Origin of the sequence: Pseudophaeobacter sp. 1A09344, assembly GCF_041008745.1 — a bacterium.
Taxonomy (GTDB): Bacteria; Pseudomonadota; Alphaproteobacteria; order Rhodobacterales; family Rhodobacteraceae; genus Phycobacter; species Phycobacter gallaeciensis_A.
Genome location: NZ_JAXGFS010000011.1, coordinates 38,616 through 60,705, shown reverse-complemented (window position 1 = coordinate 60,705; position 22,090 = coordinate 38,616). Strand labels below are relative to the sequence as shown.

Here is a 22,090-nt window from a genome sequence, read left to right as displayed (position 1 = left end):
TAGAGTCACGATTTCAGAACGCGTTAAGCCCGGTCAGGTTGCGCCCGATGACCAGTTTTTGGATTTCGGTGGTGCCATCGGGAATCGGCATGACCTTTGCATTGCGGAAGTGCCGTTCAACGTCGAACTCTTTGGTGATGCCGTTGCCGCCGTGGATCTGCACCGCTTTGCCGGCGATTTCGACGGCCATTTCGGTTGCATACCATTTCGCCATCGAGGTCTGGGTGTCACAGCGCACGCCCAGGTCCAGAAGTTGCAGCCCGCGCTGGCACAACAGGCGCGCGGCATCCAGGTGCGTGGCCATGTCGGCCAGGTAGCCTTGAATCAACTGGTGCCCGCCAATCGGCTTGCCATGCTGCTCGCGTTCCTGGGCATATTTGACCGCACATTCCAATGCCGCCTGACCAATGCCGATGCTGGTCAGGCCAACAAACACACGCGCGCTCTCAAACAGTTTCAACGTCTGGAACAGGCCGCCGCCTGCATTACCCAGAACATGCTCGGCGGTGGTTTCCGCCCGGTCGAAAAACAATTCACAGGTCGATGCACCGACAAGTCCCATCTTGCGCAATTCGCGGCTCTCATAGTTGCCGGTGTCGCGGTCGACGATGACCATGGAAATACCGTCGTCCAGATTGCAGACAACGATGGCGAAATCCGACTGGGCCCCATTGGAAATCCAGAGCTTCTGGCCAGTGACGAAAATCTTATCGCCCTCTCGGTCCGCACGTGTCTTGACCTCGCGTACGTTCGAACCGACCTCTGGTTCGGAAATACAGGTGGCACAGATCCGTTCGCTGCGCAGGAGCGGCTTCAGATAGGCCTCTTTCTGCGCCACATTTCCCAAGAGGTTGACCGCGAACACGGCATGACCCTGAATCAGCACCGCGATTGCCAGATCGGCCCATATCCGGGCCAGTTCCTCGTATAGGATGCCATAGGTCATGCGGTCGATTCCGGCACCGCCTTCCTCTTCGGGGATCAGGCCGCTGATCAGCCCGAATTCCTCGACCTTGGCGAACAGGGACTTCAGGGTTTTCGCATCGGGGGGGTGGCCGAGGTTCTCGTATTTCTCGGCCAGCGGCGCGAACTCTGCCTCGGCCATCTTGCGGAAGTTTTCCAGCAACATGCGTTGCTCATCTGTATAGATTGCCTGAGCGGCGGCGATCACGTTTTCCATGGTTCGTCTCCTTGTTTCAACGGCCCAGAATGATGACGCAGGCGGCCGCTTCTTCTACCCCGTGCAACCCCCCGCCGTTTTCGGCGATGGCATTCTTTGCCCCTTCGACCTGGCGCGCGCCAGCTTCGCCGCGCAGTTGCGTGACCAGTTCGAAAACCTGCCCTATCCCTGTGGCACCGACCGGGTGGCCCTTGGATTCCAACCCGCCCGAGGGGTTCACCGGAATGCGTCCGCCGATCTTTGTCTCGCCGCGCAGACTGGCGGGACCGCCCTCGCCGAATTCGACAAATCCGAGGTTCTCGATCTGGATCACTTCGCCCACGGCCGTGGCGTCATGCACTTCGGCCACCGATATATCCTCGGGGCCGATCCCGGCCTGTTCATAGGCCTCAAGCGCGGCAAGCCGGGTCAGGTGGTTCTTGTAATCTTCCGGCGGACGATCGGTGCCCGAGCGCAGGATCGCGGCCTTGACCTTGATCGCGCGCGCGGGATCTAGGCCCAGACGTTTTATCCCCTCGCCGGTGCATAAAACGGCCGCAGCGGCCCCGTCCGAGATCGGGGCGCACATCGGCAGGGTCAGCGGATAGGTGATCGGCGGCGCGGCCAATACCTGATCGACGCTCATGGCTTCTCGGTATTGCGCCAGTGGATTATGCACGGAATGCGCATGGTTCTTGGCGGCGACGGCGGCGAACTGTTCCTGAGTTGTGCCAAAGGTCTTCATGTGCAGCCGGGCGAAGCCTGCGTAGACATCCATGAACACGCTGTAGGGCTTGGGCGATTTCGATCCTTCGGGTTCCTCGACCCCTGCACCCAGATCGGCCAGCCGTTGCGCGACCTCTTCGCTGTTGCTGACGTCCCAGCCGCTGTCGAAGGCCGAAAACATCAACGCACGGTCGTCAGAATACATCTTTTCGGCGCCCACGGCGAGACAGCAGTCGCCATTGCCGGCCTTGAGGAAATCGACTGCCAGTTTGAACCCGGTCGAGGCGCTGGCGCAGGCGTTTTCGACATTCACCACCGGAATGCCCTGAATGCCCATTTCACGCAGCGCGATTTCGCCGCGGATCATGTGCTGGCCCTCCATGTGGCCCTGCACCGCGTTCGAGAAGAATGCGCCGTCGATACGATCTGCCGTCACTCGGGCATCGGAAAGCGCGGCGGCGACGGCCTCGCCGGTCATGTCCTTGATGGTTTTGTCCCGGAACTTTCCGAACGGCGTCATCCCGACGCCAACGATGTAAATGTCCTGCATCGTTTGTCCTCCTGACCTAGTATCCGCGAAACTGCGGTTTTCGTTTTTCATTGAACGCCGACAGACCCTCGTGCATGTCCCAGGATCGCATGTGCGCGCGCAGGTTCAGCATCTCTTCGGAAAGCGCGGCGGTTTCGTCCACGTCCAGCGACCGATTGGCAACCGTCTTCATGCGGCGTAAGACCGCCGGGCTTTTTTCTGCCAGCCTGTCGGTAAAGGCCTGCACCGCTTGTCGCAGGTCTTCGTCCGCGACGACCTTGTTCACCAGTCCCCAGTCCATCATGTCCCGTGCCGAAACGTTCTCGCCCGAGAACAGCAGGTATTTCGCGCGGTTCAGGCCAATCCTACGCGGCAGGATCGCCGCACCGCCGGCCCCGGGAAAGACGCCAAAGTTGGAATGTGCGTCGCCCAGTTGCGCGCTTTCGGCGGCAAAGACCAGATCGCAGGCCATCACCATTTCCAAACCGCCCGCCATCGCCAGCCCGTTCACTGCGGCGATCACCGGTTTCGGGCCATGTCGCATCAGCCCAAACGTGTGATCGACAAGATCCAGAAGATCCGGCTCGCCTGGTGCATGTTTGGCGCCAGCAACTTCTTTCAGATCGGCACCGGCGCAGAATGCCCGGCCAGAGCCGGTCAGGACAATTGTACGCACCCCATCGTCGGCCAGCGCCGATTCCAGTGCTGCCGCCATCTCGCGCAGCATCTGCGTTGACATTGCGTTGAGCTGTTCGGTGCGCTGGAAGGTAATCCATTCAGTTTTTTCGACCCGCTCAACGAATAGCGTCTGCTTTGCTTCACTCATGCTAAGCTCCTGATAATTATACATATTATTGGTTTTTCGCCTTGTCTTTTGCGGCGATTTGCGCTGCACTCGGGCGGACCCGCACGTGGAAAACAAAAGAGCTGGAGATTGATATGAGCACTACACCCCTGGCCGGCCTGAAAATTCTCAGCCTTGCCGAACAGTTTCCCGGTCCCTATGCCACAATGCTGTTGTCCGACATGGGAGCCGAGGTGATCATGATCGAACGACCGGGTGTCGGCGATCCGGCCCGGCAATTTCCGCCCTTGTTCCGGGCACTGAACCGAGGCAAGCGCAGCGTTGCGTTGGATCTGAAATCGGCCGAGGGGCTGGCACGGTTTCGCGAACTGGCCAAGGAATCGGATGTCATCGTCGAAGGGTTCCGCCCTGGCAAGCTTGCGGCCTTGGGTGCCGGTTTCGAGGACATGCGTCGTGTCAACTCGCGGCTGGTTTATGTATCGATTTCGGGTTACGGGCAGGACGGCCCCTATCGTGACAGGGCTGGCCATGACCTGAGCTATGAAGGGGTTGGCGGTTTGCTGGCCGATCAGGCCGATGCAAAGCAGCCCGGCCCTGTGCCGCCGATCCCCCTTGCGGATGTTGGCGCGGCGTTGTTCGCGGCGATCGCAATCCTGTCGGCGGTGGTGTCGAGCCAGCGCACAGGGCAGGGGCGTTACGTGGACGTGTCCATGTCGGATGCGGTGGTTTCGATGTTGACCGCATTCCTCGTTCCCGCCGCCAATGGAACACCGCTGGGCGAATTTATCGCCGAGCCGGGCTATGGCGTGTTCACCTGCAAAGACGGCAAGCTCTTGACCTTGTCCATCGCGCATGAGGACTGGTTCTGGAAACCGTTCTGCGATGTGATCAACAGGGCGGATCTTGCGCCGTTGACAGGCCGCGACCGTGTCGCCCGCAAGGCCGCGCTGCGCGAAGAAATCGCGGCGATTTTGGTCAACAAGACGCGCGCCGAATGGGGCGACCTTCTGGATAAGGCGGGGGTGCCATGGGGTCCGGTCAATTCCCTGGTCGAAACGTTGGACGACCCCCATGTGCGTGCGCGCCAGCTGCTGCGCAAGATTACGCATGACGGCGGCAAGGCCGAGACTTTTATTGTCCAGCCGTTGAAATTCGATGGTTTCGAAACCGCGATACCGGATCTGCCCCCCGAGCTCGGGGCAGATAATGACAGCGTTTTTTCGGACAGCTCCAACTAGAGGCGGCAGCCGTCCGATGGCGGCTCTAGCAGGCAAAAGAATACCCGCCATTCACCGGATAGGTTTGACCGGTGATCCAGCTGGCAGCATCCGAGCAGAGGAACAGGATCATTCCGGCGGGGTCTTCCGGCTCGCCCAGACGGCGGATCACGTACTGCGACAATGCCCGCTTCTCGGTCTCTGCATCCGGGATCAGGTCGGCGACAGCCGGAGTTCTTGTGCCCCCCAAGGCGACGCAATTCGCGGTGATCCCGAACCGGCCGCCGGCCTTTGCAATTGCCCGCATGAAGCCGGCCGCACCGGCCTTGGCCCCGGAATAAACCGCCAGATGCGGTTCACCGACACGGCCGGCGTCGGAAATGACGGTCACAATGCGCCCATAGCCACTGTTAACCATCAACGGCATGGCGTGACGGGTGCAGTTCAGCACCCCATCGAAATTGGTGGCCATCCAGCGGCGCCATTCGTCGGGATCGGATTCCCAAAAAGGGACCAGATCGTCGAGCCGCGATGTCGGCCCGGCGTTGCCCGCATTGTTGACCAGAATATCCACGCCGCCAAATGTGGTCTGCGTTTCGGCAAACGCCGCGCCAACCGCGTCGAAATCCGAGACGTCGAAGGCGAGTGGCAGAGCCTTTGCACCCGCTGCCTCCACTTCCGCGGCAACGCTTTCGGCCCGTTCGGCGTGAAAATCGTTGACAACGATGGCACCGGCTCCGTGTTCCGCCAGATAAAGCGCGGCTTGCCGACCAACGCCTTGCCCCGCTCCGGTTACAAATGCGGTACGACCTTTGATGGAAAGCAGGTTACTCATCTTCGTTCCTTTCTATCCCAGCCATCTCTTCCGGCGGCGATAGTGTTTGATATCTCGATAGCTTTTGCGCTCGCCCGATGCGGTGACGCCGAGATAGAATTCCTTGATGTCCTCGTTGTCAGCAAGCTTGTCGGCAGGGCCGTCCATCACGATCCGGCCGTTCTCCATCACATAGGCATAGTCGGCGATCGATAGCGCCGCGGCGCTGTTTTGTTCGACCAGGAAGAAGGTCGTGCCTTCTGACTTGAGCTGCTTGAGCACTTCATAAACATCCCGGATCATCATCGGGGCCAATCCCAACGACGGTTCGTCGATCGCGATGATCTTGGGGCTGGCCATCATGGCCCGGCCGATCAGCAGCAGTTGTTGTTCGCCACCAGACATGAAGCCAGAGGTGCGGTTGCGCAGGTCCGCAAGCCGGGGCATCAAGGTGTAAACATGGTCCAGGCGCTTTTTCAGCTCGGCGGAGTTGGGCACCATGTGCCCGCCGACGATCAGGTTTTGCTCTGACGTCAGATGCCGCAAAACGCGCCGCCCTTCCATCACATGGATGAGACCGTTCTTCACGACTTCCGAGGCTTCCATGTTCTGAATGGGAGTTCCGTCCAGAACGATGGACCCCGCCGAAACGGTTCCATCCTCGGATTTGAGCGTTCCCGAGATGGCTTTAAGCGTCGTGCTTTTTCCTGCGCCATTGCCACCGAGCAGAGCAACACATTGTCCCGCACGGACTGTCATGGACACGCCTTTGAGCGCCAGGATGACGTCGGAATATGTCACCTCTACGTTGTTGAGTTCCAGCATGGTCATATTGCCCGGGGCTAAGGATCAGAACGGGCGCCGCGACTGCGGCGCCCGGATTAATTCACCATTTCTCAACTTGCGGAACGTCGACACCCGTTGCCGCGATGGTGATTTTCCCATCTTTGACGGTGCCCACATTCACTTTGAGGCCTTCCAATGGGAACGGTGCTTCTGGCGTAAAGGACAAGGTCGGCAGGAACCCATGGGTTTCTTCGGTGGTGATCGGTTTGGCAAAAAGCGCCTCACGTACCATCTCTCCGGTCAGGCCCTCGGCGCCGTTCGCCTCGATCGCGTGATCGATCACGGTCACGGTATAGAGACCCTGAGATACGCCCATTGCGGTCACGACGTTCCAAGGTGCTTCGAGTCCGTAATCGGCAACCAATGTCTCGTAGAATTGTCGCGCGGGAGTGTCCTCATCGGCCGCAATCGCCATGCCGTAGGCTTCAAAGTCCCCCTCCATTTGCTCAAGCCCGCCAAGCGCGCCACCCGAGGCTGGAAGCCCGTTATGCGAACTCATCATGATCGGGATGTTCGCCCCGTTGGCCTGCAGCCCACGTTTCGCGGCAACCACGATAGAGGTGTTAGTTTGGATTACCAGCGCCTCGGCCCCGGCTCGTACAACGCGGCGCATTTGCCCCGTCAGATCGGTGGGTTGAACTTCGGTATAGATGACCTCGACGAGGTCGATCTCCTCGGGGTGCTCTTCGGCATAGAGTTCAAGGCCCTTTGCCATGTCGACATAGGCAGGCGATGCTTCGGAGGCGAGGATCGCAACCTTGAGCGGTTCGTCTCCTCCGCGCTGTTCACGCATCCAGTTCAGAAAGCCGACACTTTCGTGCGAATAGGTCGGGCGTGGGTTGAAAATCCAGGCATCCGGTTGCCAGGCAAAACCGTAGGCCGCTGTGGCCATGAACATCGGGATTTTGTCTTCCGGCAGGCGTTCGGAAAGGGCCGCGACGTCAGGCCCGCCGAGGCCGACAACCGCAATCGGGTCCAGTTCCGATTTGATCCCGGGCCAGAGACTTGCCACCTGTGCCGCGTCATAGCGGGTTTCGTAGTTTTTGTAGTTCAGCGTGACGCCAAGTTCCTTGCCGCGGGTTTCATTCCACCAGGTGAACACAGCTTCGCGTCCGCCTGCCAGGATGGGCATGATGTCAGCATAAGGGCCGGAAAAGTCCGACAGCAGGGCGAGATTATAGGTCTCTTCGGCCTGCGCCTTCAAAGGCATGGTCGCCGCGGCCGCCAAGGCAGCCGCTGCCAGTAAGCCGCGAAGACCTCGATTCGATTGGTAAGTCATATTCTTCCTCCCAGGTTTAGAGCCGCTCTATTTCTCAGTAAGGAAACGGCCAGATACGGTATGACGACTTCAGGATGTTCCAGCGGTGCATCAGCCCCTTGGGTTCGAGGATCATAAACAATGCGATCACGCCGCCAAGAACGACATTCATGCCAGCGAACACGATGTCACCGCCAAGGAATGATACCGAGTCGGCGATATTGGGGCCGACCGTCGCGATAATTTCCTGGATGATGCGGATAATGAAGACGCCGATCAGGGCCCCCACGATTGAACCCATCCCGCCGACGATGATCATCGCGACGAAGAAGATCGAGTGAAACAGGGTGAACTGGTCTACCCCCACGAAGCGGATCAGATAGGCCCAAAGCGCCCCGCCGACGCCCGCATAGAAAGCGCCGATCAGGAAGGCATTTGCCTTTGTGGCCGCGACATTGATCCCCATTATACCCGCGGCCACGTCATCATCCCTGACCGCCACGAAGGCACGGCCGAAGCGTGACCGAACGATCCCGAACGCGCCCGCCACCATGATCGCGGTCACGGCGAAATTCAGATAGAACTGCGAAGATTCGCTGACAAATCGCAGCCCGAAAAGCTCGGCCGGGGGCACGGTGATACCGTTCGACCCACCCAGCCAGGTTGACGGCAGGTTCAATACGGCAAAGTGGAACAGGAACTGAGCTGCAATCGTGGTCAGTGCCAGATAGAACCCCTTGATCCGCGCCGCGGTCAAGCCAAAGAGAAAGCCGAACAGCGCAGCCGAGAGCCCGGCCAGAGGAATGGTCAGCAGAAACGTAAGGCCGGTCTTCGAGGCCAGTATCGAGGCCGTATAGGCGCCGACCCCCATGAACGCCGCCTGACCCAGGTTGATCTGGCCCGCATAGCCGGTGCAGATCTGAAGCCCGACGGCGATGACGGCGCTGATCATCATCATATTCAGGATAGCGATGATACGGCTGCTCACCAGGTAAGGCGCCAACAGCAGTAGAGCCATGAATACGACGAGGGCCAGAAACTGCCAGCGCGTTCGGATCAAACGTCTGTCACTGCGATAGCTTGTCGGGAATACGCCAGAAGGATCCATGGATTACACCCGTTCGATTGTGCGCCAGCCGAACAGGCCGGTCGGCCGGATCAGCAGAATGGCAAGCATTATGATATATGGAACGACACTGCCGAGCGAGCCACCGATCAACGGATCAAGGTAGTTGGTGGTCAAGCTCTGCGCGATGCCGATGATTATTCCTGCCAAGATAAGCCCGCCGATGGATTCCAGCCCGGCAAAGAGCGCCACCGGCAGGGCCGCGAACCCGATATCCGAGGCCAGGAAGGTCAGCGATTTGCCGCTGAGAAAGATCATCGCACCAATTGTGGACAGGATTGCCCCGAGAACCCAGGCAACGGCAATCGAGCCTTTCACCGAAATGCCCATCGAGGAAGCTACGACGTGGTCCTCCGCCACAGCGGTCATACGGAGGCCGGACCGGGTCCGGTTGAAGAACCACGACAGGCCGACGGCCGCGACAATGGTGATGATCCCACCTATCAGGAGGTTCATCGGGATCAACATATCGCCGAGGAACAAGGGTTTCAGCGGAAAAATGATCGGGAAGGGTCTTACCGCGGGACCGAACACAAGCAGCACCAAACCGCGCAGCAGGATCAAAAGGCCGACGGTGACCATGACCATCGAGAAAACCGATTCACCGATCAGCTTTGTCAGGAAAATCCGTTCGATTGCGTACCCGACCAGCCCGGCCAGAACCAGCGAAAGGGGTATCGACAACCAAAGGCTAAGCCCCGCTTGCATCGTTGTGAACCAGACGATGAACCCGCCGATGATCACAAGCTCGCCCTGCGCGAAGTTGAACACCTTGCTGGCGCGGTAAATCACAACAAAGCCCATGGCCACCAGCGAATACAGAAGGCCGATCAAAGCCCCGGTAATGATGTCATTGATGAAATAGACCATTGTCGCCGACCTCCTTTAAGATTTGGACTGCCGCTTGGCAGCCTTCGATGCGTTTTCAACATCCGACACGCGAACCGTGGTCTTGAGAACGCCTTGACGGCCGTCCTGATAGGTCACAGCGATTTCGAGATCTGTCTCGTCATCGCCAGCATAGATCGCCTCGACGAGCTTGGCATACCGTTCCTCCAGAAAGGCCCGGCGAAGCTTTCGGCTGCGGGTCAACTCGCCTTCATCCGGGTCGAGTTCCTTGGGAAAATTCGCAAAACGTGCCACGCGCGAGCCTTCGGGCAGGAGCGCATTGATGCGCGCCACTTCGCCTTTGATAAGGTCCAGAACTTCGGGTTTCTGCGAGAGATCGGTGTAGGTCGAAAAGCTGATCTTGTTCTCTTCCGCCCAACGCCCGAGAACTTCCATATCGATATTGATAAGCGCGCTGACGAAGCTCCGGGTTTCGTCGCCCAAGGTCATGAGATCCTTGATGAAGGGGCTATACCGCAACCGCGTTTCGATGAATTGCGGCGGATAGCTGTGCCCATTTGCCAGGCGGCGCATATCCTTGACACGGTCAAAGAACAAAAGCTCGCCGTCGTCGGTCATCGACACCGCGTCACCGGTCTTGTACCAACCGTCTTCGGTCAATTCCTCTGCGGTCTTTTCGGGCTTGCCGTGATAGCCACCGAAGCCCGATCCGCCACGCACCTGAAGCTCCCCTTCGTCCGAGACCCTGTATTCCAGCGGTTCGCCGTAGTTCGTGTTGCTTTGCATCCAGCTGCCGCTGGTTTCCAGCTGATAGCTTTCGCCGACATGCGCGGTCAGAAGGCCGATTTCGGTCGCGCCATACACGTTGCGCAGCTTAACCCCCATCGCGTGGAACATACGAAAGACGTCAGGTGCCATCAGGGCGCCGCCGCTCATTGCGTTTTTGGCCTTACCAAGGCCAAGATTGTCGCGCAGGTGATGCAGCACCAGAGCTTCGGCAAAGGGAAGCTGCAGGCGTGCGGCAAGGCTGGGGCTACGCCCCTCCAGCCGTTCCACATAAACGTCGTGGCCGACCTTCATGCCCCAGTTGTACATCGCATTGCGGATTTTGCCCGCCCCCAGCATCCGGGCCTGAACGATGGAGGCGAGATTTTCCCACTGGCGCGGGCTGAACACCAGTGCGTCGACCGCCAGTTCGCGAATGTTGGTCAGTACGTCTTCAGGGCCTTCGGGGAAATTGACGACCATGGGCGCGATCAAACCGATCGACAGGCCGAAAATCTGTTCCGTGACCCAGGCCGGCGAAATGTAGGTCAGGTATTCGGTGCCCGGCGCGATTTCGATTGCCCCCATCACCCGCGAGCAATTGTCGAACAGGTAGCGATGGCTGATGACAACGCCCTTGGGTTTTCCCGTGGTACCCGAGGTATAGGACAGCAAGGCGGTATCGTCCGCCCGTCCACGTTTTACGTGTTCTTCAAATCTGGCGGGTTCCTTGGCGTGGATCTGACGCCCTGCCGCGCTCACACTTTCAAACGAATGCAACAGGGGATGATCATAGCCCCACAGACCGGAATCGTCCCAGTAAACGACCGCCAGGGCGCCCGAGTACTTGCCCGCAATCTCGATGCATTTATCGACCTGCTCCTGATCCTGCGCCAGAAAAATCCGCGTTTGCGAGTCTTCGGCCAGATACAGAATCTCTTCAGCGTTTTGATCCGGATAGACAGACAGGACTTTGCCGCCTAACGACTGGACGGCGTATTCAGCCCAGAAATGTTCGGGTTCGTTTTCGCCAATCATCATGACGGATTCGCCAGCCGACAAGCCCAGGTTCTCCAACCCGAGAGCCAGGGCGCGAACCCTGTCAAGAACATCGGCCCAGGTGAATTCACGCCAGATGCCCAGGCGCTTGTGCCGTTCGGCGAGGTTGGTCGGTGTGGATGTCGCTCGCGCGAGCAAAACCTGCGGCAGGGTTTCGCTATGTGTCACTGCTGGGTCCGAAAAGACCATTGCTGTCCGTTGTTTGACCATGCCGCTACCCCAGATATGCCTTTATGACAGCCGGGTCCTTCTGGATTTCTTCCGGGGTGCCTTCGGCGATGACCCGCCCGAAATCCAGCACCACGATCCGGTCGGCAAGGTCCATCACGACGCCCATGTCGTGCTCCACCAGAACTACCGGAATCTTGCGCGCCTCGCGCACATCGAGAATGAAGCGCGCCAGGTCTTCTTTTTCCTCCGAGTTCATGCCGGCCATCGGTTCATCCATCAGCAGGATCGACGGTTCCTGCGCCAATGCACGGCCCAGATCGACACGCTTGCGCAACCCATACCCCAACGTGCCCACGGGCCGGTTGCGGATTGCCTCGATCTCGAGAAAATCGATGATCTCCTCTGCGGCTTCACGATGTTCCGATTCCTCGCGCATCACGGGACCGAACTGGAAAAAGGCCTGGACTACATTCGATTTCATCAGCATGTGGCGGCCGATCATAATGTTTTCCACCACCGTCTGCCCGGCAAAAAGATGGGTGCCCTGAAACGTCCGCGCCAGACCGCGCCGGGCGATCTGGTCAACACGCAGGCCGGTCACGTCCTGCCCGGACAATTCGACACGGCCCTTCTGCGGACGGTAGAAGCCCGCAGTCACGTTCAGAAGTGATGTTTTTCCGGCTCCGTTCGGTCCGATAATTGCAAGCAATTCATCGTCGGCCACAGAAATGCTCACATCGTCGAGCGCGGTCACACCGCCAAATTTCAAAGTTGCACCACGCACCGCAAGCGGTGAGGATACGTGCCCGTTATTCGTGGTCATGTTGCGGCCCGTGCTTTTGCCCCACACCTCATGGAGGCGCGCATAGCCTGACCGCACGGTTTTTCGTTGGTTACGAGTTTTCCTCGCATTGTTCCTCCTCCCACCTCTAAATTCAGAGGTTTGCCTGGTTTATTTACCAAGTTTCTCCGCCATTCCTAACAGATGTTAGAAAATTTGGTCAACAATTGAATTCGCTACCGAAGAAAAACGATCAGACAGCCGCGTACTCTGCGGAAAAGCTTCGAAGACCGTTTTGATCCTGACACCAGACTGTCCCGGAGGTGCCGGTCTCTTCATTGTGCAGTTGCAATTCGCAGGGCAGGGTGAGTGGCGCGAGTCCGCGAAAAGAAAACCGGTGAGGCGATGTTTTCAACGCATCCGCCGCCAGATTCAGAAGTAGCGTGGCTTGCAAGGGGCCATGGACAACAAGCCCGGAATAGGCTTCGGTTTCGGTGGCGTAGATGTGGTCATAGTGAATGCGATGGGCATTGAACGTCAGCGCCGAATAGCTAAACAGCAGAACAGGATCCGGTGTCAGGGTCGATCTGAGCGTGGTGGGGTCACCCGCGTCAGGTGCGCTCTCGCCCGTGCGGGGGGCGGAAATCTCACGATAAACGATCGTTTGCTGCTCCCGGATACAAAGCCGGTTGCCACTCAGATACTCATGTTCGACGGTCACAAAGACCAATGGTCCACTACGGCCCTGCTTGGCCACAATATCCCTGATCGAAGAGCGTCGGGTGATGGTTTCGCCGATTTTCAGCGGCGCGATATGCGTAACATCGCCGCCAGCCCACATGCGGGCGGGCAGCGGAACAGGGGGCAGAAATCCACCCCTCGCGGCATGGCCGTCTTCTGACAGGGCGGTCGCTGGCACGGTATCAAGGGCAAGGCACCAATGAATTCCCAGCGGGACATCGCCCGCTCCATCCCAAAGATGCGGACCGAGCGTGGCGCGGAATTTGTCGATCAGCCCGTGCGTCAGAACATCTTCCTTAGTCTCGGTGCGTCCCAGCCAGGGCGCCAGCGCGTCAAGGTCGATCTCACCCATAATCCTAGCCTTCAGAACGATCTTGGCATGCCGAGGATATGTTCTCCGACATATGACAGGATCAGGTTGGTCGAGATCGGGGCGACCTGATAGAGGCGCGCCTCGCGGAACTTGCGCTCGACATCGTATTCCCGTGCGAAACCGAAGCCGCCATGGGTCTGAATGCAGGCATTGGCCGCTTCCCAGCTGGCCTCCGAAGCCAGCAGCTTAGCCATATTCGCCTGTGCTCCGCAATCCAGCCCAGCATCGAACCGCCTGCAGGCTTCAAAGCGCATCAGATTGGCGGCCTCGATGTTCACATAAGACCTGGCGATAGGGAATTGCACGCCTTGGTTCTGGCCGATGGGACGGTCAAAGACCACGCGGTCACCGGCATAGGCGCGGGCTTTGTCGACGAACCAGTATCCATCACCGATACATTCCGCCGCAATCAGGGTCCGTTCGGCGTTCAACCCGTCAAGAATATGGTAAAACCCGCGCCCCTCGGTGCCGATCAGGTTCTCGGCGGGGATTTCCAGGTTGTCGAAAAACACTTCATTGGTTTCGTGGCCGGGCATATTGGCGATGGGGCGGACCTCCATCCCGTTGCCGATAGCCTCTTTCAGATCGACCATAAAGATCGACAGGCCCTGCGACTTTTTCTTGACCTCGCTCAGCGGCGTGGTGCGTGCCAGCAGGATCATCAGGTCGGAATGCTGGATACGGCTGATCCAGACCTTCTGGCCATTGATCTCATACCGGTCACCTTTCTTGACCGCGGTGGTCTTCAGTTTGGTGGTGTCGGTCCCGGTTGTCGGTTCGGTCACGGCCATGGATTGCAGGCGCAACGCGCCGCTGGCGATGCCGGGCAGGTATTTCTGCTTTTGCTCATCCGAACCATGCCGCAGCAGCGTGCCCATGTTATACATCTGCCCGTGGCAATGGCCCGCGTTTCCGCCGCAGCGGTTCACCTCCTCCATGATGATCGAGGCTTCGGTCAACCCCAGACCCGAGCCACCGTATTCCTCTGGGATCATCGCGGCAAGCCAGCCCTCGCGGGTCAGCGCATCGACGAATTCCTCGGGGTAGGTTTCGTCTTCGCCGAACTTGCGATGATACTCTGGCGGAAACTGCGCGCAAAGTGCGCGCAAGGCGTCGCGCAGATCGGTGTGAGTGTCTGGGGCTGACGTCTGCATCGGTTACTTCGCTCCCGGACCCGACGTTTCAAGAATTTCCTGCTCGGCACGCTGCCAAAGCTCATAGGAAATCGGGTTTTCGCTCTCTTCGAGGATATGACCGACCAGACCGATGGCGCGTGCCATGACGCCAAAGCCCCGCACGATCTTCCAGGGGAAGCCAAATTCACAGCAGATCGCTCCGATCGCCCCGGTGGCGTTGATCGGCAGCATCTTACCCGATTTTTCTTCGGCAACGGCCTGAATTTTCTGGATCAACTCGATGTATTCACCGGACTTGCCGTTCTCGGCAGCGATCTGGAACAGGCGAGGTGTGCGCGGATCGACCGGCTTGTGCACCGGATGGCCCAGCCCCGGCACGATCATCTTGCGGGCGCGGAATTTTTCCACCGTCTCGACGGCCAGCGCATCCAGATCGACACCGGTGCCCAACTTGTCCTGTGGCAGTGCCTCGTAAAGCATCTTCGAGGCACCCTCCATAGAACCGACAAAGACGGTGCCCAGCCCGCACAAGCCAGCCGCCACAGCCGCCTGAAGCGATTCCGGCGCCCCCATATAGGTCATCCGCGCCGCCAGGGCCGAGGGCGTGATACCATGTTCGACCAAGGTAATGACGATAGCGTTAAAGACGCGGCTTTCCTCGGGCGTGGCCTTGCGACCCGTCAACTGCAGAAACGCCAGATCGCCGAGGTTCATGTGGCCCAGGATCTCGTTGGGCAGATCGAGCCCACGCACGCTGATCTTGTCAGAGGTGCTCCAGGCAATGTCGGAGCTGATTTTTTCTTTGCGTTTTCCCATCAAACCGGATCCCACGAAAAGACATCCGCCGAAACTTCGAGCGGCGTGAACTGTGATTTGAGCGCGGGAATGGCGCGCTCGGCGATTTCATCGGCGGTCCAGCCATCATCGGAATGAACCGACCGCACCGGGCGGGGCTGGTTGAACAGGAAGATCTCGTTCTTGCGAACCGCAAAGATTTGTCCTGACACGTCAGCCGCGCGGTCGCTCATCAGGAAACAGGCCATCGGTGCAACCTTGGCCGGTGTCATCTCCTTGATCTTTTCGACCCGTGCCACCTGTTCCGGGGTGTCTGTCTTGATAGACGAGATCATCCGGCTCCAGGCGAAGGGCGCGATGCAGTTTGACCGCACGTTCCAGCGTTTCAGGTCGAGCGCTACCGATTTCGAGAAGGCCGCGATGCCCAGCTTTGCCGCCGAATAATTCGCCTGCGCCAGATTGCCGATCAGCCCCGAGGTCGAGGTCATGTGCACCAGAGCACCGCCCTCTTGCTCGCGGAAATAATCGGCCGCCGCGCGGCTGGTGTTGAAGGCGCCATAGAGATGGACCTTCACCACCGCGTCGAAATCCTCGTAGGTCATTTTGTGGAAGAACCCGTCGCGCAGGATGCCGGCGTTGTTCACCACCGCGTCGATGCGGCCGAATTCCTTGACACCCGCCTCGATCATCGCGCGCGCGGCGTCCGGATCGGTGACGTTGCCGCCATCGGCGATCGCATCGCCGCCCGCCGCCTTGATCTCTTCGACGACTTTCTGCGCCGCAGTTTCTGTCTGACCGGTGCCTTTCAGGGATGCGCCCAGATCATTGACCACCACGGCGGCGCCTTCTGCGGCTGCCATCAAGGCGATATCACGCCCGATCCCACCGCCGGCCCCGGTGACCAGAACGACCTTTCCGTCAAGTGCTTTTGTCATCTTCTTGCTCCCTCAGCGTGACTTGCGGTATTTGTCCAACCCGCCGGTGTGCATGACCCGGCCCATGAGCGGCACACCGATGATCTCTTCTGCTTTGACCGCCGCTGCGATCAGCTTGTCCAGATCAATGCCGGTTTCGATGCCGAGCTCGTGACACAGGAACACTGAATCCTCGGTGCAGACATTTCCTGCGGCGCGCGCGTGGCCGTGGCCCGCGAAAGGACAGCCGCCAAGACCGGCGACGGAGCTTTCGAACATGTCCACGCCCATCGACAGGGCCGCATAAACGTTGGCGATCCCCAGCCCACGTGTGTCATGGATGTGCATACCGATGCGCGCCTCGGGCGCCAATTCGCGCAGGGCGCCGATCATCCGTTTGACCGCCTCGGGGTTTCCCCAACCCATGGTGTCGGCGACCACGAGGATCGGCACGGGGATGTTCTCTTCTTCGCATAGCTGAAGGATAAAGCGGAAATCGTCCAAGATGCGTTCTTGGGGGATGGGGCCCTCGAGGTTGCAGCCGAAGGCGGTCATCACATAGGCCGCGTCGACGGTATATCCCTCTTCCTTGTAAAGACGGACCCAGTCACGTTGTTTTTCCCGCATCTCGGCCGAGGAACAATTGTTGTTCGATTGGGCGAATGCTTCGGAAGGATAGAACAGCAGACGCGGGTCGATATCGACCTCATGCGCGGTCAGGGCCTTGCGAAACCCTTTGTCGTTCAGCCACAGCGATGTGTAGTTCACGCCCGGTTTGCGCTTGATACGCTGGAACAACTCGCCGGTGTCCGCCATCTGAGGAACGTATTTCGGGCTGACAAAGCTGCCGACCTGAATGCGTTTCAAGCCGGTTTCGCTGAGCATGTCGATCAGTTCGATCCGCTCTTCGATCGGGTAAATCTTCTTTTCGATCTGAAAACCCTCACGCGGGCCTTCTTCACGAAATTCTACGAATTTGGGAAAGTCGCTCATTTCATCACTCCTCGGATGGCAGGATCTCGGCGATGACCTGGCCGCGATCGACCATGTCCCCATTCGAGACGGATATATTGCTGGCGATCCCGGCCGCGGCCGCCCGGATCGAGATTTCGAGTTTCATGGATTCCATGACCGCGACCACGTCGCCTTCGGCCACGCTCTGACCATCGGAGACCTTGATTTCGACAATCATGCCGGTCAGCGGAGAGGTCACGGCGCGATCCGCCGCGGCATTGTCGCCGGCAAAGGCAAGGGGCGCGGCGGGCCGAAATACCAGGCGGCCTTCGGGCGTATCCAGTTCGATCACGCCCGCGTGCAGGCGCGCGTCGATCAGATGGACGGTGTCGCCTTCGCCGACACGCCAACGGCCCGGGGTCAGTTCACGTGCCGACAGTATCAGCGCCTCGCCTTTCTCCGAATGGATGGTGTACTTGGCACCCGGTTTGACAGGACTGACGCGCAGTTCTTCGGATACCTCGTCAGAATCGGTAAGCGTCACGCGCTGCCCCGCTTCAATCGCATCGCCGCCCAGTCCAAGCCGCCAGCCGGTAAAGGCATCACGGTTGGTCCAGGGATTGGCGTTTGTGTCGCTGCGCGACTGGGTCACGAAGAGAATGGCAGCGGTCGCCTTCCACAGATCGGGGCGGGTCAGGCCGGGTGCCTGTGTCAGCTCATCCAGCCTGCCGTCGATCCAGCGGGTATGCACCTGCATCCGTTCGAATTCATGGTTTCGCGCCAGCGCCGTTAGAAAGGCGCGATTGGTCTCGACACCTTCGACCGCGACATGATCAAGCGCCGTGGCCAGACGTGCCAATGCGGTTTCCCGGTCGGGCGCGTGCACGATCAGCTTGGCGATCATCGGGTCGTAGTAGGGCGTGACGGCATCGCCTTCTTCGACGCCGCTGTCGATGCGCAGGCCCGATGGCAGGCTGAGCGTGGAGAGCGTGCCCGTCGACGGGGCGAATTGCATCGCCGGATCTTCGGCGTAAAGCCGCGCCTCGACCGCGTGGCCGTTGATCGTCAGATCGTCCTGCACCAGTCCAAGGCCCGCGCCTTCGGCAATCCGCAGGTGAAGCGCGACAAGGTCCAGCCCGGTGATCGCTTCGGTGACGGGATGTTCCACCTGAATGCGCGGGTTCACCTCAAGGAAGAAATACTCGCCACCCGCGACCAGAAATTCGACCGTGCCCAGCCCGCGATAGTCCAGCGTTTCGCCCAAGCGCACCGCGTCGCGTGCGATGTCGTCCAGAAGCGTTCGGGGCAGACCCCAGGCCGGGGCTTCCTCGATGACCTTCTGGTGGCGGCGCTGAAGCGTGCAATCGCGTTCGAACAGATGCACCACATGGCCTTTGCCGTCACCTGCGATCTGCACTTCAACATGGCGCGCCTCGGGCAGGAAACGCTCCAACAGCAGCCCTTCGGAGCCGAAGGTGGATTTTGCTTCGCGCAGCGCGCCTTCGATGTCCTCGACCAGCGTGGTTTCGTCAGTGACGAGCCGTTGTCCGCGCCCACCACCGCCGCCGACCGCCTTGAGCAGCACCGGCAGGCCCATTTGGCGCACCTCCTCGGCAATCTGCTCGGGATCGGACCGCGCACCTTCGGCGCCCGAAATCACCGGGACGCTGGCCGCCACGGCGGCCTCTTTGGCGCTGGCCTTGTCGCCGAAACGTTCAAGCGTTTCAGGCGTCGGCCCCATGAAGATCATGCCGGCGGCTTCGACCGAACGAGCAAAATCGGGGTTTTCGGCCAGAAAGCCATAACCGGGATGGATCGCATCCGCGCCCACTGATTGCGCAGCGGCAATCACCGCGTCGATTTTCAGATAGCTCTCGGATGCAGGTCCGGCGCCGATACAGACAGATTTGCCAATCTCGCGGACATGCAGGGCATTGGCGTCGGCCTGCGAATGCACGCCGACGGGAATGATACCGCTGGCCCGCGCAGTGCGCGCGATCCGGCAGGCAATTTCGCCGCGGTTGGCGATCAGAAGCGTCTTGATTTTCACGGTTCGCTCCTCACATCCTGAACACGCCGAATTTGGTATCGACCTTGGGTCTGCGCGATGTCACATCCAGCATCAGCGCCATGACATCACGGGTCTCACAGGGCTCGATCACGCTGTCGATCCAAAGGTTGGAAGCAAAATTATAGGCTCCCTGAAAATCTTCGTATTCCTTGCGGATCGGTGCCTTGAAGGCTTCCTCCTCCTCGGGGGTCCAGCTTTTGCCTTCGCGTTCGTTGATCTGCGCGCGGACCTGAGCCAGCACGCTGGCGGCCTGTTCCGGCCCCATGATCGCCGACCGTCCCGTCGGCCAGGCAAACATTGCGTCCGGCTGGAACGGGCGGCCCAGCATGGCCAGGTATCCCGCCCCATAGGAGCCGCCGGTGATAATGGTGAATTTCGGCACCCGGGCCGAAGACATGGCCGTGATCATCTTGGCGCCAGCCTTGGCAATGCCCATCTGCTCGACCTCGCGGCCCACCATGAAGCCGTTCACATCGGCCAGGAACAGCAGCGGAATATCACGCTGGACGCAGAGATTGATGAAATGCGTGGCCTTCAGTGCGGCTTCGACGAAAAGCACGCCTGTATTTGCGAGAATACCGACCTCGTGGCCGTGGATGCGGCCCCAGCCGGTCATGATCGTGTCGCCATAAAGCGGTTTGAATTCGTGAAAATCGCTCTCATCGACCAACCGAGCCACGATTTCGCGGTTGTCGGTCGGCACCTTGGGGTCGCGGCTGATGAGTCCATAAATCTCTTCGACCGGGTAGGCGGGCGCACGGGGCGTTTCGGGCGTCTTGCGGGGTTGGGGTTTTTCGCCAAGATGGCTGACAATTTCGCGCGTGATGGCCAGAGCGTGGGCGTCATCTTCGGCCAAATGGTCTGTCACACCGGAGACGGACGAATGCATCTTGCCGCCACCCAGTTCTTCGGCTTCGACCTTTTCGCCGGTTGCGGCAAAGGTCAATTCCGGTCCGCCTAGATACATAAAGCCCTGACCGCGCACGATCACCACTTCGTCACAGAGCGCGGGGATATAGGCACCACCCGCGGTGCAGGGCCCCATGACCACGGCGATTTGCGGCACACCATCGCCAGACATGCCGATCTGTTGGTGAAAGATGGAGCCGAACTGGCCTTCGTCGGGGAAAAGGTTGGCCTGGTCGGGCAGGAAGGCACCGCCGGAGTCCACGAGGGTGATGACGGGCAGGCGGTTTTTCCAGGCAATTTTCTGTGCCCGGACGTGTTTGCGGCAGGTGATCCCGAAATAGGTGCCGCCCTTTACGGTGGCATCATTGGCGATGATCATGCACTGACGGCCTTCGATCACGCCAATACCGGTGATGATGCCGGCGCCGGGTGGAACTCCCTTGTGCATATTCAGTCCGGCCAACTCGCCGAGTTCCAGAAATGGTGTGCCCGGGTCGATCAGTCGTTCGATCCGTTCGCGCGGCAGGATTTTGCCTTTGTCCACATGACGTTTGCGCGCCATTTCGGGGCCGCCGACGCGCTGTAAGAGCCGGAGGGCATGTAGTTCATCGACCTTTTCGCGGTAAGACACGTCGTTGGCGCGGAAGTCGTCCGACGCGGTGTCGAGAAGGGATTTCATTCTAGTCATGGCAGGTCTGGATATTTCCTGAGAACGAAGGCGACCTTGGCGGCGCCAGGTTTTTCGAAAGTGTCGGCCGCAACCAGGTGAACGTCGGCCTTGAAGACCAAGGATTCGCGCAGGCGCTGCTCGATTTTCTTTTTGAGGGTGACGTCATCGGCCGGATCGCGATTGGGGCCGCGTTCGACAATCACCGTCAGCGCGCCCTGCGTGGTGTGGCCCTCGAAATCGGCCACGATGCGCATGACGCCATTGGTGTCCGGCACCATTTCGGTAATGACGCTGTTGATCGCCGACGGGAAGACATTGGCCCCCCGGACGATCAGCATGTCGTCGGTCCGGCCGGTACAGCGGATCTTCGGCCCGGTGCGGCCGCAGGAGCATTCGGTATCGATCACTTCGATATAATCGCCTGACCGGAACCGCACGAGCGGGCTCGCCTGGCGGCCGAGCGCGGTATAGACCATCTCGCCCTCGGCACCTTTTTCCCAGGGGATGATTTCGCCGCTTTCGGGGTCGAGCAATTCGGTGATGATATAGTCCATGTTGACCATGTGCATACCCGACTGGGCGTCGCACTCGGCCCAGTATGTCACGCCCAGATCGGTGCCGCCCAGCATCTCGGTGCATTTCGCACCCCAGGCCTTTTCGATCTTTGCCCGAATTGCGGGAATGCCGCCGCCGGGTTCGCCGCCGACGATCACGCGCTCGATACCCAGTTCGCTGGCCTTGCATCCCAGCACCTCGGGAGCCTTTTCGGCCAGGTGCAGAACAAAGTTCGGAGCGCCGACCACGCAACGCGGCCGCGTGTCTGCGCAGGCGCGCAGCAGACGTTCTGCACCGCCATCCGCCCCCACCGGCACATCGATCGTGCCCATGTACTGCAATCCCTGCATCACCGGGATGCCGCCGACAAAGCCCTTGGCCAGCGAAAACGCGTGCAACACCATATCGCCCGGTCGCACCCCGTTGGCGAAGAAGCAGCGCGCCGTCATCTCGTGCCACATTTCGGCGTCGGATTCGGTCAGGGCCACATACGAGGGGCTGCCGGTGGTGCCCGACGAGGCCTGCATCTGGATGATGTCCGACATTGGTGCCGCGCGGTGCTTGCCGAAGGGCGGTTCCGCAGCAAGGCTTTCGCGGATCTCGGTCTTGTAGGTGTAAGGCAGCTTCTGCAGGTCTTCGATGCTGCGAATCTCGTCGAAATCGACACCGGCGTCGGCGAACTTTTCCTGATAGAAGGTCGAATTCGACTTGAGATAGGCCATCTGGTCACGCAGCCGCTCTTCCTGAATACGGCGCACCTCGTCGAGCGGCGTGCCCTCGATCGCGTGCCAGAAGCGATCATTTACCTTGTCGGCGGCATCCTCCCGCCGGAAGCGCATTCCAAATTGCATGTCGTTCTCCGTTCCA

General features: G+C 59.7%; 19 protein-coding genes. 1 reads left to right on the top strand and 18 read right to left on the bottom strand.

Annotation, left to right across the window (positions count from 1 at the left end; genetic code table 11):
• Positions 1–13 precede the first annotated feature (13 nt).
• The 3 genes from SM765_RS17795 to SM765_RS17785 are packed head-to-tail and all read right to left on the bottom strand — an operon-like array spanning position 14 to position 3,240.
• The gene (locus SM765_RS17795; protein WP_136340189.1) at positions 14–1,180 is read right to left on the bottom strand and encodes an acyl-CoA dehydrogenase family protein; all 1,167 of its coding nucleotides are present in this window, start codon (positions 1,178–1,180) and stop codon (positions 14–16) included.
• 16 nt (positions 1,181–1,196) lie between these two features.
• Positions 1,197–2,435: a thiolase family protein gene (locus tag SM765_RS17790; RefSeq protein ID WP_152467122.1), complete on the bottom strand. Its 1,239-nt coding sequence runs from the start codon at positions 2,433–2,435 to the stop codon at positions 1,197–1,199.
• Between the two features lie 16 nt (positions 2,436–2,451).
• Positions 2,452–3,240, bottom strand: coding sequence for an enoyl-CoA hydratase/isomerase family protein (locus SM765_RS17785; protein WP_152467123.1), 789 nt, complete (start codon positions 3,238–3,240; stop codon positions 2,452–2,454).
• Positions 3,241–3,353: 113 nt separating this feature from the next.
• Between SM765_RS17785 and SM765_RS17780 the strand changes: the two genes are divergently transcribed.
• Positions 3,354–4,457 carry a CaiB/BaiF CoA transferase family protein gene (locus tag SM765_RS17780; RefSeq protein WP_232237125.1) on the top strand — a complete coding sequence of 368 codons (1,104 nt, stop codon included), beginning with the start codon at positions 3,354–3,356 and terminating at the stop codon, positions 4,455–4,457.
• A gap of 25 nt (positions 4,458–4,482) precedes the next feature.
• On the opposite strand, the gene SM765_RS17775 is transcribed toward SM765_RS17780, so the two are convergent.
• The 15 genes from SM765_RS17775 to SM765_RS17705 all read right to left on the bottom strand — a co-directional run bounded on the left by SM765_RS17775 (position 4,483) and on the right by SM765_RS17705 (position 22,074).
• Positions 4,483–5,271, bottom strand: coding sequence for an SDR family NAD(P)-dependent oxidoreductase (locus SM765_RS17775; RefSeq protein ID WP_043753691.1), 789 nt, complete (start codon positions 5,269–5,271; stop codon positions 4,483–4,485).
• A gap of 12 nt (positions 5,272–5,283) precedes the next feature.
• The gene (locus SM765_RS17770; protein WP_028288589.1) at positions 5,284–6,075 is read right to left on the bottom strand and encodes an ABC transporter ATP-binding protein; all 792 of its coding nucleotides are present in this window, start codon (positions 6,073–6,075) and stop codon (positions 5,284–5,286) included.
• Between the two features lie 61 nt (positions 6,076–6,136).
• Positions 6,137–7,375, bottom strand: coding sequence for an ABC transporter substrate-binding protein (locus tag SM765_RS17765; RefSeq protein WP_051630972.1), 1,239 nt, complete (start codon positions 7,373–7,375; stop codon positions 6,137–6,139).
• A gap of 34 nt (positions 7,376–7,409) precedes the next feature.
• Positions 7,410–8,462, bottom strand: coding sequence for a branched-chain amino acid ABC transporter permease (locus SM765_RS17760; RefSeq protein WP_027264390.1), 1,053 nt, complete (start codon positions 8,460–8,462; stop codon positions 7,410–7,412).
• A gap of 3 nt (positions 8,463–8,465) precedes the next feature.
• Entirely contained in the window at positions 8,466–9,350 is an 885-nt protein-coding gene (locus tag SM765_RS17755; protein ID WP_028288586.1) for a branched-chain amino acid ABC transporter permease, read from the bottom strand.
• Positions 9,351–9,365: 15 nt separating this feature from the next.
• Positions 9,366–11,321, bottom strand: a complete 1,956-nt coding sequence (locus SM765_RS17750; protein WP_233145719.1) for an AMP-binding protein — start codon at positions 11,319–11,321, stop codon at positions 9,366–9,368.
• 46 nt (positions 11,322–11,367) lie between these two features.
• Positions 11,368–12,147 (bottom strand): ABC transporter ATP-binding protein, encoded by a 780-nt coding sequence (locus SM765_RS17745; protein ID WP_028288584.1) that lies wholly within the window; start codon positions 12,145–12,147, stop codon positions 11,368–11,370.
• A 211-nt stretch (positions 12,148–12,358) separates the two neighbouring features.
• Entirely contained in the window at positions 12,359–13,198 is an 840-nt protein-coding gene (locus SM765_RS17740; RefSeq protein WP_152467124.1) for an HTD2 family dehydratase, read from the bottom strand.
• A gap of 11 nt (positions 13,199–13,209) precedes the next feature.
• Complete coding sequence (locus SM765_RS17735; protein ID WP_152467125.1) at positions 13,210–14,373, bottom strand: acyl-CoA dehydrogenase family protein; 1,164 nt, start codon at positions 14,371–14,373, stop codon at positions 13,210–13,212.
• 3 nt (positions 14,374–14,376) lie between these two features.
• Entirely contained in the window at positions 14,377–15,171 is a 795-nt protein-coding gene (locus SM765_RS17730) for a citryl-CoA lyase (protein WP_152467126.1), read from the bottom strand.
• On the bottom strand, positions 15,171–16,085 hold the full coding sequence (locus SM765_RS17725) for an SDR family NAD(P)-dependent oxidoreductase (protein ID WP_152467127.1): 915 nt from the start codon (positions 16,083–16,085) through the stop codon (positions 15,171–15,173). Before SM765_RS17725 ends, SM765_RS17730 begins: the two co-directional genes overlap by 1 nt.
• A 12-nt stretch (positions 16,086–16,097) precedes the next feature.
• A complete protein-coding gene (locus SM765_RS17720) occupies positions 16,098–17,057 on the bottom strand; it encodes a hydroxymethylglutaryl-CoA lyase (RefSeq protein WP_152467128.1) in 960 nt (319 codons plus the stop codon).
• 4 nt (positions 17,058–17,061) lie between these two features.
• Positions 17,062–19,068, bottom strand: a complete 2,007-nt coding sequence (locus SM765_RS17715; protein ID WP_152467129.1) for an acetyl/propionyl/methylcrotonyl-CoA carboxylase subunit alpha — start codon at positions 19,066–19,068, stop codon at positions 17,062–17,064.
• A gap of 10 nt (positions 19,069–19,078) precedes the next feature.
• Entirely contained in the window at positions 19,079–20,686 is a 1,608-nt protein-coding gene (locus SM765_RS17710; RefSeq protein ID WP_152467130.1) for an acyl-CoA carboxylase subunit beta, read from the bottom strand.
• Positions 20,683–22,074, bottom strand: coding sequence for a phenylacetate--CoA ligase family protein (locus SM765_RS17705; protein WP_136340197.1), 1,392 nt, complete (start codon positions 22,072–22,074; stop codon positions 20,683–20,685). The genes SM765_RS17710 and SM765_RS17705 overlap by 4 nt, the downstream gene beginning before the upstream one ends.
• Between the last annotated feature and the right edge of the window lie 16 nt (positions 22,075–22,090).

Coding starts and splice junctions, on each gene's coding strand:
- SM765_RS17795 (WP_136340189.1), bottom strand. CDS start 1,180: ATGGAAAACGTGATCGCCGCCGCTCAGGCAATCTATACAGATGAGCAA.
- SM765_RS17790 (WP_152467122.1), bottom strand. CDS start 2,435: ATGCAGGACATTTACATCGTTGGCGTCGGGATGACGCCGTTCGGAAAG.
- SM765_RS17785 (WP_152467123.1), bottom strand. CDS start 3,240: ATGAGTGAAGCAAAGCAGACGCTATTCGTTGAGCGGGTCGAAAAAACT.
- SM765_RS17780 (WP_232237125.1), top strand. CDS start 3,354: ATGAGCACTACACCCCTGGCCGGCCTGAAAATTCTCAGCCTTGCCGAA.
- SM765_RS17775 (WP_043753691.1), bottom strand. CDS start 5,271: ATGAGTAACCTGCTTTCCATCAAAGGTCGTACCGCATTTGTAACCGGA.
- SM765_RS17770 (WP_028288589.1), bottom strand. CDS start 6,075: ATGCTGGAACTCAACAACGTAGAGGTGACATATTCCGACGTCATCCTG.
- SM765_RS17765 (WP_051630972.1), bottom strand. CDS start 7,375: ATGACTTACCAATCGAATCGAGGTCTTCGCGGCTTACTGGCAGCGGCT.
- SM765_RS17760 (WP_027264390.1), bottom strand. CDS start 8,462: ATGGATCCTTCTGGCGTATTCCCGACAAGCTATCGCAGTGACAGACGT.
- SM765_RS17755 (WP_028288586.1), bottom strand. CDS start 9,350: ATGGTCTATTTCATCAATGACATCATTACCGGGGCTTTGATCGGCCTT.
- SM765_RS17745 (WP_028288584.1), bottom strand. CDS start 12,147: ATGACCACGAATAACGGGCACGTATCCTCACCGCTTGCGGTGCGTGGT.
- SM765_RS17740 (WP_152467124.1), bottom strand. CDS start 13,198: ATGGGTGAGATCGACCTTGACGCGCTGGCGCCCTGGCTGGGACGCACC.
- SM765_RS17735 (WP_152467125.1), bottom strand. CDS start 14,373: ATGCAGACGTCAGCCCCAGACACTCACACCGATCTGCGCGACGCCTTG.
- SM765_RS17730 (WP_152467126.1), bottom strand. CDS start 15,171: ATGGGAAAACGCAAAGAAAAAATCAGCTCCGACATTGCCTGGAGCACC.
- SM765_RS17725 (WP_152467127.1), bottom strand. CDS start 16,085: ATGACAAAAGCACTTGACGGAAAGGTCGTTCTGGTCACCGGGGCCGGC.
- SM765_RS17720 (WP_152467128.1), bottom strand. CDS start 17,057: ATGAGCGACTTTCCCAAATTCGTAGAATTTCGTGAAGAAGGCCCGCGT.
- SM765_RS17710 (WP_152467130.1), bottom strand. CDS start 20,686: ATGACTAGAATGAAATCCCTTCTCGACACCGCGTCGGACGACTTCCGC.
- SM765_RS17705 (WP_136340197.1), bottom strand. CDS start 22,074: ATGCAATTTGGAATGCGCTTCCGGCGGGAGGATGCCGCCGACAAGGTA.